Source organism: Pseudomonas sp. Van50 (assembly GCF_055390755.1).
On sequence record NZ_AP024343.1, the window covers coordinates 3932515 to 3946355 of the forward strand.

Genomic DNA, 13841 nt, shown 5'->3' on the forward strand with positions numbered 1-13841 from the left:
CTTTGATGACGTCGCTTTATTGGCCCTATTGGCTGGCCCACTACTACAACTACCTGGAAGCCGCGACCATTGTGGTCGCGGTACTGATCCTGATCTCCAGCCTGGACGATCTGATCATTGACGTGTGGTACTGGTCTCGTCGCCTGTACCGCAAATTCACCGTGGATCGCCGCTATCGGCCGCTGACCGTCGAGCAATTGCTGGCCCGGGACGAACAGCCCCTGGCGATCATGGTCCCGGCCTGGCTGGAATACGACGTCATCGCGCCGATGATCGAAAACATGGTGTCGACGCTTGATTACCAGAACTACGTGGTCTTCGTCGGCACCTATGTCAACGACCAGCGCACCATCGACGAAGTCGAGCGGATGCGCCGGCGTTACAAGCAGTTGCACCGCGTGGAAGTGCCCCATGCCGGGCCGACCTGCAAGGCTGACTGTTTGAACTGGGTGATCCAGGCGATTTTCCTGCACGAGAAAACCCATGGCATGACCTTCGCCGGCGTCGTGCTGCACGACAGCGAAGACGTGCTGCATCCGCTGGAGTTGCGCCTGTTCAACTACCTGTTGCCACGCAAGGACATGATCCAGTTGCCGGTGGTCTCGCTGGAACGCAACTGGTACGAATGGGTGGCGGGCGTCTACATGGACGAGTTCGCCGAGTGGCACGGCAAGGACCTGGTGGTGCGTGAAAGCATGACCGACACTGTGCCCTCCGCCGGCGTCGGCACCTGTTTTTCCCATCGTGCCCTGCGGGTGCTGGCCGGTGAAACCGAAAACCAACCGTTCAACACCGACAGCCTGACCGAGGACTACGACGTTGGCGCACGATTGGCCAAGGTCGGCATGAACGCGATCTTCGTACGCTTCCCGGTGCAGTTCCGGGTGCTGCGCAAATCCTGGTTCCGCAAACCCTATGAATCGACCCTGACGATGCCGTTGTGCGTGCGTGAGTTCTTCCCCGACACCTTCCGCACCGCCTTCCGGCAAAAGGCCCGCTGGACCCTGGGCATCGGCCTGCAAGGCTGGGAACAGATGGGCTGGAATGGCTCGCTGGCCAACCGATACCTGCTGTTTCGCGACCGCAAGGGCGTGGTGACAGCGTTCATCAGCATCATTGCCTATGTGATCCTGGTGCAACTGCTGGGCCTGATTATCCTGCGCAACAGCGGCTTGTGGGACGTCAGCTTCCCTACGCCCTTTGAAACCAATGGCGTGATCAAATACCTGTTGCTGGCCAACGGCGTTGCCTTGGCCTGGCGGATCGTGCACCGCTATTACTTCACCACGGTACTGTACGGCTGGCAGCACGGTTTGCTGTCGATCCCGCGCATGCTGGTGGGCAACTTCGTCAACTTCATGGCCGCCTCTCGCGCCTGGCGCATGTTCCTGGTGGGCAAGGTCATGAACCGCAAGCTGGTCTGGGACAAGACTATGCATGACTTCCCGTCCACCGACCTGGTCGCCACCGCACCACGCCGCCTGGGCAGTGTATTGCTGTCCTGGCAAGCCATTACCGACACCCACCTGCAAAGCGCACTCGACGAACAGCAGTCGCGCAATGTACCGCTGGGTCGGATTCTGCTCAATAACGGCTGGCTGGACGACGAAACTCTGGCCGAAGCCATTGCGTTCCAAAATGACCTGCCGCGGGTCTTTGAAGTGGCCCAGAAAGCAGCGGCCTCGACGTCGTCGCTGGCCAGCGAGTTTGCCTTGCGCTGGCGCGTCATTCCCTTGGGGCGCAACGGCGAAGGACGTGAACAGATCGCCGTCGCCAACCCACTTTCCGCTGAAGGTCTGCAACAGATCAGTGCCGAATTGGGCAGCGAGCCGGTGCAATTGATCGCCCGGGAGAGTGAAATTCTCGCGTTGTTGCGCCGATTGCCAGCGAACAACGGCCATGCCGTACCGAATGCCCGCGCGCCGCTGCTGGGCGACCTGCTGATCGAAATGGGCCTGCTCGATCGCGATCAGTTCAGCCACGCCATGCTGCAGTATCGTCCGCAGCATCACGGTCGGATCGGCGACTACCTGGTCGACAGCGGTGTATTGCCCCGGGCAACGATCGAACAGGTGGTGGCACGCCAGCACAGCCTCTACCCAATGGAGCTTCCGGCATGAACCGCCCCCTTCTGACCCTCTTGGCCGCGGGGCTGAGCCTGATTCCCGTGCTGGCGCCTGCCGAGACATTGCCGCTGCCGTTGACAGGGCCGGCCTACACCGCCGCCAACGAGGCCTACAGCGCCTACGAGCGCAAGGACTACGACCTGGCCATCGCCAAGGCACGCGAAGCCCTGCGCCAGCGCGCCGACGTGACGCGCTTGAACACACTGATCGAGCTGGCCGAACGGGACAAGAAACTGCGCGACCAGCCGCAGACCGCCCGGTCATCCCGCGCCGCGCCGGCAGCACCGGGCTTCGCCGCCGCGTCCCAAGGCTTCAAAGCCTATGATCGCGAACAATTCGGCCTGGCCGCGCAATCGGCCCGCAAGGCCATCACCCAGGCACCCCGTCGTCGCGAGTATCGATTGCTGCTGATCGATTCCTTGCAGCGCCAGCAACACTTGGAAGAAGCCGACCAGGCCACCACGGATGCCCTCCGGACCTTCGCCAACGACAACACATTGCTGCTGCGTCGCCAAGCGATCCGCCGTCAACTGGCGGTGCCGGTGGCGACCCAGGGCTACCGCGCCCTGGAGCAAGGCAAGGCGGCCATGGCCGTGGACCAGGCCCGTAAAGCGGTGACCTTGGCTCCGGAAGTTTCCGCCAACCAGCAACTGCTCATCAGCGCCCTGCTCGCGGCCAAGGACTACCCCGCCGCCGAACAGGCCGCGACAAACGCCCTGGCACTGGACGACAGCAAGACCGCCCCGTGGGTCCTGCGCAGCTATGCTCGCGAGCGCCAAGGCAAGACACCGGCGGCCGAGGCCGACCTGAACCGCGCCCTGGCCCTGCCCGGATTGACGGCCGGTGAACGCCGTGACCTGCGCCTCTTTGCCGTCGACGCTACGCTGGCCCGAGGCGAACCTCAGCAAGCCCTGAACCAGTTGCACGCCTTGGGCGGTGACGACAGTGATGAAGTGACCCGCCGGCGTACCGCCGCAAGCATGGCACTGCGCCAGAAAAACAAAGGGTTCGCCACCGTCGTGCAATTTGCGCCACCACCCCTGGAATGCCAGGAAAGCACTTTCGGCCTGACCTGCGCCATCTGGCCTGGCAGCGCCCACGATGCAGGCACGGCGCTGGCCTCCCAGGCCTATGCCGCCCTCGGTCGCAAAGACCCGGCAACCGCGGTCGGCTTGACGAACCAGGCCATTGCCCGTGCGCCACGGAATCCGTCCTATCGCTACCTGCTGGTCAGCGCACTGACGGATCAGAAACGCTTGCCCGAAGCCATCGCGGCGGCCAGCCAAGGCCTGCAGGCCAATGGCGACGACGCCCGACTGTTGGTCATGCGTGGACGCCTGCGCCAACAAACCGGGGACGATGCCGGCGCCCGCGACGACTTTACCCATGCCCTCGCGCTGGGCACCCTGCCGGCCTATGAAGAAGCCGGGCTGTATGCCGCCATCGGCCAGCGCCGCACGGCTCGTGAGCGTCTGCAAGAGGCACGCAGCAGCGGCGAGCTGGCCTCGGTCAGTGACCTGCAGCTCGCTTACCTCTCGATGCAGGCCGGCGACGATGAAGCCGCCCACGATGCGTTCCGCAAGGCCGATGCGGCCACGCCACTGAAGCCGGCGGCAGCCCAGGACGCCGCCTACAACGCCATGCGTGTCCATGAGGACGACGAATCCGTCGCATACTTCAAGCGCGTGATCGATGGGCAAAAAACTGCAGAAACGCCCATGTCCGCGCAACAACTGTTCGATACCCGTCGCACCGTGGGTGACGTTTCGCGCAGGATGGGCCTGACCAGTACCACCAGCTATCGCGGCTCCAGTGGCCTGAGCGGAGCGCCGAGCACCAATAACAGCGGCGGCAGAGAAAGCAACGACCTGCTGCAAAACAGCACCGAACTGTCCTGGCGCCCATTGGGTTATCGCAACGCCCGCTTTGTCGAACTCTACGGGCGTATCACCGACACCCTGTGGAGCAAGAACAGCGACTCGGACACCGGTGCCGATGCCCTGCAGGGCGCCGTTGGCGTACGGGTCAAACCCTTCAGTTCGGTCAACATCATGGCCGCCCTTGAACGCACGTTCCCGCTCGGCTCTTCTAATGTCGACGGCGACTGGCTGGTGCGCCTGGGCTACGGTTCGAGCATCGGTACCGACCTGCGGGTCGATGTGCCGAGCTGGTGGACCTCGCAGTTGTATGCCGAGGTCGGCCATTACATCAATGACTCGCGCAATTACTTCAACAGCGAATGGCAAGTGGGCCGCAGCTACGCCATCGGCGGGACCGGTTCGCGTTGGGTGACCTTCCCCCATGTCGTCGCGGCGATCGACTACGATTCGAAGATGAAGAGCGAAACCGGTGGCGGCTTTTCTTCCGGCGACGCCGGAGGCATCGGGATAGGAAACAACGTACGCTACTGGTTCCGGGAAGATGCCTACAACGCGCCACGTTCCTATGTGGATTTTTCCCTGCAATACCGCGCCAGGGTGTTCGGCGAGGATCGCGCCAAAGGGGTGTTCGCGCGCTTGACCTACTCCTACTGATCCGCTGGGTGTGCCAGTCGGTCCATCGCTACGAAAAGCGGCTCGTCTTGCCGAGCCGCGACTACACTGCATCCAGAAGGAACTTGTTTGAAAAGCTTCGCAACGTTCATCCATCGCAAGACTGTCGCGGCACTGTTACTGGCCGCGCTCCTCGCCGCAGGTACAGGGACGTACTACATGACCACCCGCACGGCACCGAACATCGTCGGCATCGTCTGGCAGCCGGACAACCAGACCGTCGGCATCAGCGGCAATTGGGAAAAACTGGGCGTGCATGAACTGCTGGTGCAATGGACGGTGGTGGACGACCAGGCCTTCGTGCCCGGCACCGGCCTGACCAGCGTGCCGGTACTGCCGGATTGGGCGCGCATCGCCAAAGCGCCCTGGGCCCAGGATGTCATCCTCGGGCTGGCGGGTTATTTCAGCGAGAACCGCTCTCGGGACGATATCGAGCAACTGGCGGCGCTGTCGGAGCGCATCGCTGGGCTGCCCACGCCATTGCATGTCACCGGTTGGTATTTTCCGGCTGAAGTCGACCCCAGTTGGTCAGGCGCCACGGAGTTGCCGGCCCTGCTCGCCAAGCTGCCGCGGCCGCTGTGGATCAGCGTCTACGACGGTGCCAACATCGGCCCCGCCGCCACCGCTGACTGGCTCAAGCAATGGCTGCCAAACGACATCGGCGTGTTTTTCCAGGACGGCGTCGGCGTCTACGCCCGCACCGCCCCGGTGGCCCGAAACTACGCCGATGCCCTGCGCGATCGGCTTGGCAAGGATCGTGTGCGGATCATCGTCGAAGCCTTCCGCCCCCAATACGGCGGTGGTTTCCGTGCCGCCACCGTCGCCGAGCTCAAGCCACAACTGGCGGCCTATTCGGGCTACCCACTCTACCTGTTCGATGGCCCGCACTACATGGCGCCTGCGTTAGTGGAGCAACTGAAGCAAGCCCTGGCCACGCCTTGATCAAGGCTTGATGTTTTTCAGCTCATTGAGCAAGGCGAGCAGTTGCTGCATCTTTTCCTCGCCGAACTGTTCTTCGATCCGCCGGTAGTTGCCTTCCATGCCCTCGCTCATCGACACGAAGCACTGCTGGCCGCGTTCGGTCAGGCCGACGAAAACCCGGCGCTGGTCCTGGCTGGACTTCTGCCGACGCACCAGGCCGTCACGCTCCAGGCGACTGAGCACACCGGTCATGCTCGGCTTGAGAATGCAGGCCTGATGGGCGAGCTGATGGCTTTCCAACTCACCTTGCTGGTGCAGGATCCGGATCACTCGCCACTGCTGTTCCGTGAGGTCATGCTGGTTCAGCGCCGGGCGGAAAAAAGCCATCGCCGCTTCGCGGGCTTGCAACAGGGTCAGGGTCAAAGAAGGTCTGGGGTTAGCCATGTTCGAACTGTGTGGATGGGCGAGTCGGCAGCTTAGTGTCGCTGTCACAGGGCTGCAAGCGCTCAACGCAACCCCGATTGCCGTTGGCGATACTCCCCCGGCGTGAGTTGGGCGTAACGCTGGAAAAACCGACTGAAATACGCCGGGTCCTTGAACCCGAGCTGGTAGCAGATTTCATTGGCCGAGCTGCCGGTGAACAACAGCAGTCGCTTGGCCTCCTGCATCAGCCGCTCCATGATCAGGCGCTTGGAAGGCAGGTCGGCGATGCGTCGGCACACGTCGTTGAGGCGCGCCTCGGTCACGCCGATGCCCTCGGCGTAGCGTGACAGCGGCCAATGTTGCAGGTAGTGGGCTTCGATCAGCTCGTTGAAGCGATGAAAGATCTTCAGGTCTTCATGCCGTGCCGGCCTGGCTTCCAGGGAGTTGGAACACAGCCGCAACAGGCTGATCATGATCAACCGCGTCAACCCATCCAGCGCCGCGCTACGCCCCGGACGCCCCGCCACGACCTCCTCGCTCAGCGCCTCGAACAAGTATTCCAACCGTCGCACCTCCCCCGAGTGCCCGGGCCCCAGTTGCGCCAAGGCCACGCAGGCGGCCGGCATTTGCACGCCAGCCGGCGCCAGGCTCGGGTCGGCGTCGATCAACTGCCACACCAATTGCTGGCGCACCGTCAGCACATGCCCGTCACTGTCGGCTTCGGTCACGAAGGCATGGGGAATGGTCGGCGGAGTGAGGAAGAACATCGGGCCGGATTCGACGTACTGCTGGTCATCGAGGTACACGCGCACGGTGCCGCTCTTGACGTAGTGCACCTGGAAGAACCGGTCGTGACGATGCACCGGCATGTTGCGGCCGAAAAAACCCGCCAGGTTGGCGAGCCGGTCGTAATGCACTTCGGCGTCGCTGTAGCGCTGGTCATACACCTGACCAATGTTGATGTTCGGGATCGGCTGGCGGTCGGTCATCACGCAGGGCTCGTTTTTATTCTGATTCAGGTACCTGTCGCACTCATCCTGCACCGAATCCGACGAGGCAACCAGTGCCGGTCATTCTGTCACGCTTGACGATAGTTAACATCTTAATTATAACTGTTAACACATTAACAATAATCGCAGAGCCTCATCACTCTGCCATCGCCAGGAGACAAGCATGAGCCGTGCCCTGCATGACGTCGCGACCGGCACCCTGTTCGGGGTCGCATTGAACTACCAGGGGCTGCTGAAGCAGCGCCTCGCCGAGTTCGAGCAACCGCCCTACCAGAAGCCGCCGCTCAAGCCCGTGCTGTTCATCAAGACGCCCAATACCCGCAACCGGCACGGCGCCGCATTGGTTCATCCGGGTCATGGCGAAAGGCTGCAACCCGGACCGGCCCTGGGCGTGGTGATGGGCAAGTCGGCCAGCCGCGTCAGTGCCGCCGAAGCCTTGGACTACGTGGCCGGCTACACCGTCGTCAATGAATTCAGCCTCCCGGAAGACAGCTATTACCGCCCCGCCGTCAAGGCCAAGTGCCGGGACGGCTTCTGCGCCATCGGCCCGGAACTGGTGCCGCTAGCCCAGGTGGCTGACCCCCACAGCCTGGCGATCACGCTGTACGTCAATGGCGAGGTGTGCCAGCAAAACAGCACGGCCAATTTCGTTCGCAACATTCCCCAGTTGATTGCCGAAATCAGCGAGTTCATGACCCTGCATGCCGGCGACGTCTTGATCACCGGCACGCCTGAGGGCCGGGTCGACGTATTGCCCGGTGACCGTGTCGAAGTGGACATCAGCGGCCTGGGCCGTCTGGTCAATACCGTCGTGGCCGAGGAAACAGGAGCAGGTTCATGAAGCACGCGCGCATTCGTTTTGAAGGCCAGGATCACGCCGTCACCGTTGAAGCCCACAACGCCGTACGCCTGGCGGACGGTCGCCTGCTGGCCGAGGACCAGGTCCAGTGGCTGCCCCCGGCCACCGGCAGCATGTTCGCCCTGGGCCTGAACTATGCCGATCACGCCGCCGAGCTGGCGTTCAAGCCGCCGACCGAACCCCTGGCGTTCATCAAGTCGCCCGGCACCTACACCGGCCATAACCAGGTGACGTGGCGTCCCGACAACGTCGCCTACATGCATTACGAGTGCGAGCTGGTGGCGGTCATCGGCAAAGCCGCGCGCAACGTCAAGCGCGAGGATGCACTGGGCTACCTGGCCGGCTACACCGTGTGCAACGACTATGCGATCCGCGACTTCCTGGAAAACTACTACCGCCCCAACCTGCGGGTGAAGAACCGTGACGCGACGACGCCCGTCGGCCCCTGGATCGTCGACGTGGCCGATGTGCCGGACCCGGGCAACCTGAAGCTGCGCACCTGGATCAACGGCCAGTTGCGCCAGGAAGGCAGCACGAAGGACATGATTTTCGACATCCCCTACCTGATCGAATACCTGTCCAGCTTCATGACCCTGCAGCCCGGCGACATGATCGCCACCGGCACGCCGGAAGGCCTGGCGGACGTGGTGCCCGGCGATGAAGTGGTAGTGGAAGTGGAAGGCGTCGGTCGCCTGGTCAATCGAATTGTCAGCGAAGCCGAGTTCTTCGCATCCCGTAAAGAGGCGTGAGCAGCATGATCAAACACTGGATCGATGGCCGTGAGGTCGAAAGCAAAGACGTCTTCGTCAACTACAACCCGGCCACCGGCGAGGCCATCGGCGAAGTCGCCAGCGGCGGCGCCGAGGAAGTGGCCCAGGCGGTCGCGGCGGCCAAGGAAGCGTTTCCGAAATGGGCCAACACCCCGGCCAAGGAGCGCGCCCGGCTGATGCGCAAGCTCGGTGAACTGATCGAGCAGAACGTGCCGAAGCTGGCCGAACTGGAAACCCTCGACACCGGTTTGCCGATCCACCAGACCAAGAACGTGCTGATCCCCCGGGCCTCCCACAACTTCGATTTCTTTGCTGAAGTCTGCACACGAATGGACGGCCATACCTACCCGGTCGACGACCAGATGCTCAACTACACCCTGTACCAACCGGTGGGTGTCTGCGCGCTGGTATCCCCTGGAACGTGCCATTCATGACCGCGACCTGGAAGACCGCGCCGTGCCTGGCCCTGGGCAACACGGCCGTGCTGAAGATGTCCGAACTGTCGCCGTTGACCGCCAACGAGCTGGGACGCCTGGCGGTCGAGGCCGGCATTCCCAATGGCGTGTTGAACGTGATCCAGGGTTACGGCGCCACCGCCGGCGATGCGCTGGTGCGCCACCCGGATGTGCGGGCGATCTCCTTCACCGGCGGCACCGCCACCGGCAAGAAAATCATGCAGACCGCCGGGTTGAAAAAGTACTCGATGGAACTGGGCGGCAAGTCGCCGGTGCTGATTTTCGAAGACGCCGACCTGGAACGGGCACTCGATGCCGCGCTGTTCACCATTTTTTCCCTCAATGGCGAACGCTGCACCGCCGGCAGCCGCATCTTCATCCAGGAAAGCGTCTACCCACAATTCGTGGCCGAGTTTGCCGCCCGCGCCAAACGCCTGATCGTCGGCGACCCGCAAGACCCGAAAACCCAGGTCGGTTCGATGATCACCCAGGCCCATTACGACAAGGTCACCGGCTACATCAAGATCGGCCTCGAAGAAGGCGCCACCCTCCTGGCCGGTGGCCTGGAACGCCCGGCCAACCTGCCGGCGCACTTGAGCCGCGGCCAGTTCATCCAGCCGACGGTGTTCGCCGATGTGAACAACAAGATGCGCATCGCCCAGGAAGAAATCTTCGGCCCGGTGGTCTGCCTGATCCCGTTCAAGGATGAAGCCGAAGCCTTGCAACTGGCCAACGACACCGAATATGGCCTGGCTTCGTACATCTGGACCCAGGACATTGGCAAGGCCCATCGCCTGGCCCACGGCATCGAGGCCGGCATGGTGTTCATCAACAGCCAGAACGTGCGCGACCTGCGCCAGCCTTTCGGCGGCGTGAAGGGTTCCGGAACCGGCCGCGAAGGCGGACAGTACAGCTTTGAAGTGTTTGCCGAGATCAAGAACGTTTGCATCTCCATGGGCAGTCATCACATACCGCGGTGGGGGTATGACCCGCACCGATTGATACCCCGTGCACCTATGGCAAGTGATACACCCTGTGGCGAGGGAGCGTGCTCCCGCTGGGCTGCGAAGCGGCCCCCGCTGTTCCTGGCGAGTGCTGCGCAATCGAGCGGGAGCAAGCTCCCTCGCCACAAGGTTCGTCATCGATACTTGATTCACCCGCTGTCCCGAGATCCAACAAGAACAATTTTTCAGGAGAATCATCATGGGCGAAGTCGTCCTGGCGGCGAAAATCTGCCACGTTCCCTCGATGTACCTGTCGGAGCTGCCCGGCAAGCACCACGGTTGCCGCGCCGCCGCGATTGCCGGCCACAAGGAAATCGGCCGTCGCGCCCGTGAGCTGGGGGCCGATACCGCCGTGGTGTTCGACGTGCACTGGCTGGTCAACAGCGCCTATCACGTCAACAGCGGCGAGCACTTCAAGGGCGTCTACACCAGCAACGAGCTGCCGCACTTCATCAAGAACATGGAGTACGAATACTCGGGCGCCCCGGAACTGGGCGAACTGATCGCCGCCGAGGCCAATGCCGTCGATGTGCGCACACTGGCCCACAACATCCCAAGCCTTGAACTGGAATACGGCACGCTGGTGCCCATGCGCTACATGCACATGGATATCGCGCAAGACCAGAAATTCAATGTCGTGTCGATTGCCGCCTGGTGCGCCTGGCATCGCCTGCAAGACAGCTTCACCTTCGGCGCCGCCGTGCGCCGGGCCATCGAGAAAAGCGATCGCAAGGTGCTGGTGCTGGCGTCCGGTTCGCTGTCGCACCGTTTCTCCGATGATCGCAACGCGGAAGCCAACATCCACAACTGGACACGGGAATTCGACAAGCAGGTCGACCTGCACGTCGTCGAGATGTGGCGCCAGGGCCGCTGGAAAGAGTTCTGCGCGATGCTCCCGGACTACGCCGAACACTGCTTCGGCGAAGGCAAGATGCATGACACGGCGATGCTGCTGGGGTTGCTCGGCGGACCGGACTACGACAAGCCCGCCGAAATCATCACCGAACCTTTCGGCAGCTCCGGCACCGGCCAGATCAACGCCATTTTCCCAGTCTGAGAAACAGCCACACGTTGCAAGCGGATCGCTTGCAACGTGCCGCTTGTAGCTCACCCCTCGAAGCTGCCGACGCAGGAGGCTCCCATGCCGCATTTCATCGCTGAATACACCGACAACATCGAACGACAAGCCGATCTGCCCGGCCTGTTTGAAAAGGTCCACGCCTTGCTGGGCGACAGCGGCGTGTTCCCCCTGGGCGGTATCCGCAGCCGTGGCGTGCGCCTGGACACCTGGCGCATGGCCGACGGCAAGCATGACTACGCCTTCGTGCACATGACCTTGAAAGTCGGCCATGGTCGCGACCTGGCCACCCGCCAGAACGTCGCGGAAAAACTCTTCGAGGTGATCACCGCGCACTTCGCCGAACTCCAGGCCCAACGCCTGCTGGCCCTGTCGTTCGAGATGATCGAGCTGCACGAGCAACTCAACTTCAAGGCCAACAACGTCCACGCCTTTCTCAAGGCCCAAGCCACCTGAATCCGCCTACCCCGCACTCCCCATCGGCCTCTCTGACAAAAAGTACAAGATCATGAGCACAGCCAATACCGCCAACACTGCCGGCACCGTCGCCCACGACCGCACCCATGCCACCATCACCTGGCGGCTGATGCCGTTGCTGCTGGTCTGTTACCTCTTCGCCCACCTGGATCGCATCAACATCGGCTTCGCGAAGATGCAGATGAGCGCCGACCTGCAATTCAGCGATACGGTCTACGGCTTCGGCGCCGGCCTGTTTTTCATCGCGTACGCGCTGTTTGGCGTACCCAGCAACATGGCCCTGGACCGGGTCGGTCCGCGGCGCTGGATCGCCACCCTGATGGTGGTCTGGGGCGCCCTGTCCACGGGCATGTTCCTCATCGAGAACGCCGCTGGTTTCTACGTGTTGCGCTTCCTGCTCGGCGTGGCCGAGGCCGGTTTCTTTCCTGGCATCCTGGTCTTTCTTAACCGCTGGTATCCGGCCCGGCGCCGGGCCCAGGTGACCGCCTTGTTTGCCATCGCCGTGCCGATGGCCGGAGTGATCGGCGGGCCATTGTCCGGTGGCATTCTCGAGCACTTCCATGACCTTGGCGGCCTGCGCGGCTGGCAGTGGATGTTCGTCATTGAAGGGCTGCCGGTGATCCTGCTCGGCCTCGTGGTGCTCAAGTGCCTGCCGGACAGTTTCGAGACGGTCAACTGGCTCACACCGCACGCCAAGCAGCAATTGCGTGAACAACTGAGCCTTGAAGAACAGCGCAAATCCATTACGTCGTTCTCGGCGATCCTCAACAACCCACAGGTCTGGCTGCTGGTGGCGGTGTATTTCGCGGTGATGCTGGCGGTGAACACCCTGGCCTTCTGGATGCCGACCCTGATCCACGGCGCCGGCATCGGCAGCGACGGCAAGGTCGGGCTACTCAGCGCGGTGCCCTACCTGGCTGGCTGCTTTTTCATGATCGGTTGCGGGCGCTCTTCCGACCGCCATCGCGAACGCCGTTGGCATCTGTGCGTGCCGCTGCTGATGGCAGCGGCAGGCATTGCCGTCGCCGGGCTCTCGCCCACCGACCCGACCCTGGTGCTGACTGGCCTGATCGTCGCCGGCATGGGCGCCAGTGCGGCGCTGCCGATGTTCTGGCAATTGCCGCCGGCCTTCCTGTCCAACGGCACCCAGGCCGCCGGCATCGCCCTGATCAGTTCCTTCGGCAGCATCGCCTCGTTCTTCGCGCCCTACCTGATCGGCTGGATGCGCGACACCACCCAGAGCGCCAGCCTCGCCCTGTACGTACTGGCACTGTTCATTACCCTTGGCGGCTTGCTGGTGCTGCGCACCCGGGCGGCCATCGTCAATCCTCAATAAGAGACCCTTGCCATGCTTGACCAGACTTTCATCCAACAAGCCGCTGCTCGCCTCGACCGTGCCGAACGTTCCCGCGAACAGGTACGGCAGTTTTCCCTCGATCACCCGGACATCACCATTGAAGATGCCTACGCCATCCAGCGTGCCTGGGTGGCACAAAAAATCCAGGACGGACGCAAGCTGGTCGGCCACAAGATCGGCCTGACCTCCCGCGCCATGCAGGTGTCGTCGAACATCACCGAACCGGACTACGGCGCGCTGCTGGACGACATGTTCTTCGACGAAGGCACCGACATCCCCTTCGAGCGCTTCATCGTGCCGCGGGTGGAAGTCGAGCTGGCGTTCATCCTCGGCAAGCCCTTGAAAGGCCCCAACGTGACGGTGTTCGACGTGCTCGATGCCACCGAATGGGTGATCCCGGCACTGGAAATCATCGATGCGCGTATCCAGCAGATCGACCCGCAGACCAAGGCGACCCGCAAGGTGTTCGACACCATTTCCGACAACGCCGCCAATGCCGGGGTGGTCATGGGCGGTCGCGCCGTACGCCCGACCGAGATCGACCTGCGCAAAGTGCCGGCGGTGCTTTACCGCAACGGTGTGATCGAAGAGTCCGGCGTCTCGGCGGCGGTGCTCAATCACCCGGCCAAAGGCGTGGCCTGGCTGGCGAACAAGCTGGCGGCCTACGACGTCACCCTGCAACCGGGACAGATCATCCTCGGCGGCTCCTTCACCCGCCCCGTGGCCGCCAACCCCGGCGATACCTTCCATGTCGACTACGACATGCTCGGTTCCATCGCCTGCCGTTTCGTCTGATCGGAGACCGCCTC

At 62.8% G+C, this 13841-nt stretch carries 11 protein-coding genes and 1 pseudogene; 10 read left to right on the forward strand and 2 right to left on the reverse strand.

The features are described from left to right. Positions 1-5 precede the first annotated feature (5 nt). From ACZ5M5_RS16575 to ACZ5M5_RS16585, 3 genes are all read left to right on the forward strand, one after another. Entirely contained in the window at positions 6-2120 is a 2115-nt protein-coding gene (locus tag ACZ5M5_RS16575) for a glycosyl transferase family protein (protein WP_060742177.1), read from the forward strand. Next, entirely contained in the window at positions 2117-4660 is a 2544-nt protein-coding gene (locus ACZ5M5_RS16580; protein WP_464737635.1) for an NfrA family protein, read from the forward strand. The genes ACZ5M5_RS16575 and ACZ5M5_RS16580 overlap by 4 nt, the downstream gene beginning before the upstream one ends. A 177-nt stretch (positions 4661-4837) precedes the next feature. Beyond that, the gene (locus ACZ5M5_RS16585; RefSeq protein ID WP_103310181.1) at positions 4838-5620 is read left to right on the forward strand and encodes an alpha-amylase family protein; all 783 of its coding nucleotides are present in this window, start codon (positions 4838-4840) and stop codon (positions 5618-5620) included. Here ACZ5M5_RS16585 and hpaR read toward each other — a convergent pair whose 3' ends face one another. Together hpaR and hpaA are read right to left on the reverse strand one after the other, a co-directional pair. After that, positions 5621-6043 (reverse strand): homoprotocatechuate degradation operon regulator HpaR, encoded by a 423-nt coding sequence (gene hpaR, locus ACZ5M5_RS16590; RefSeq protein WP_060742174.1) that lies wholly within the window; start codon positions 6041-6043, stop codon positions 5621-5623. It lies immediately after the preceding gene. Between the two features lie 62 nt (positions 6044-6105). After that, positions 6106-7011, reverse strand: a complete 906-nt coding sequence (hpaA, locus tag ACZ5M5_RS16595) for a 4-hydroxyphenylacetate catabolism regulatory protein HpaA (RefSeq protein ID WP_464737636.1) — start codon at positions 7009-7011, stop codon at positions 6106-6108. 184 nt (positions 7012-7195) lie between these two features. Here hpaA and ACZ5M5_RS16600 point away from each other — a divergent pair, with 184 nt between their 5' ends. From ACZ5M5_RS16600 to hpaH, 7 genes and pseudogenes are all read left to right on the forward strand, one after another. Further along, positions 7196-7873 (forward strand): fumarylacetoacetate hydrolase family protein, encoded by a 678-nt coding sequence (locus tag ACZ5M5_RS16600; RefSeq protein ID WP_464737637.1) that lies wholly within the window; start codon positions 7196-7198, stop codon positions 7871-7873. Continuing rightward, the gene (locus ACZ5M5_RS16605; RefSeq protein ID WP_060742171.1) at positions 7870-8640 is read left to right on the forward strand and encodes a fumarylacetoacetate hydrolase family protein; all 771 of its coding nucleotides are present in this window, start codon (positions 7870-7872) and stop codon (positions 8638-8640) included. The genes ACZ5M5_RS16600 and ACZ5M5_RS16605 overlap by 4 nt, the downstream gene beginning before the upstream one ends. Positions 8641-8645: 5 nt before the next feature. Continuing rightward, positions 8646-10453, forward strand: a pseudogene (hpaE, locus tag ACZ5M5_RS16610) (5-carboxymethyl-2-hydroxymuconate semialdehyde dehydrogenase). After that, on the forward strand, positions 10365-11177 hold the full coding sequence (gene hpaD / locus ACZ5M5_RS16615) for a 3,4-dihydroxyphenylacetate 2,3-dioxygenase (protein ID WP_464739404.1): 813 nt from the start codon (positions 10365-10367) through the stop codon (positions 11175-11177). The pseudogene hpaE and the gene hpaD overlap by 89 nt, the downstream one beginning before the upstream one ends. An 84-nt stretch (positions 11178-11261) precedes the next feature. Continuing rightward, positions 11262-11654, forward strand: a complete 393-nt coding sequence (locus tag ACZ5M5_RS16620; RefSeq protein ID WP_060742168.1) for a tautomerase family protein — start codon at positions 11262-11264, stop codon at positions 11652-11654. A 52-nt stretch (positions 11655-11706) separates the two neighbouring features. Further along, positions 11707-13011 (forward strand): MFS transporter, encoded by a 1305-nt coding sequence (locus tag ACZ5M5_RS16625; protein WP_464737638.1) that lies wholly within the window; start codon positions 11707-11709, stop codon positions 13009-13011. A 12-nt stretch (positions 13012-13023) separates the two neighbouring features. After that, positions 13024-13827 carry a 2-oxo-hept-4-ene-1,7-dioate hydratase gene (hpaH, locus tag ACZ5M5_RS16630; protein ID WP_060742166.1) on the forward strand — a complete coding sequence of 268 codons (804 nt, stop codon included), beginning with the start codon at positions 13024-13026 and terminating at the stop codon, positions 13825-13827. The last annotated feature ends 14 nt before the right edge of the window (positions 13828-13841 follow it).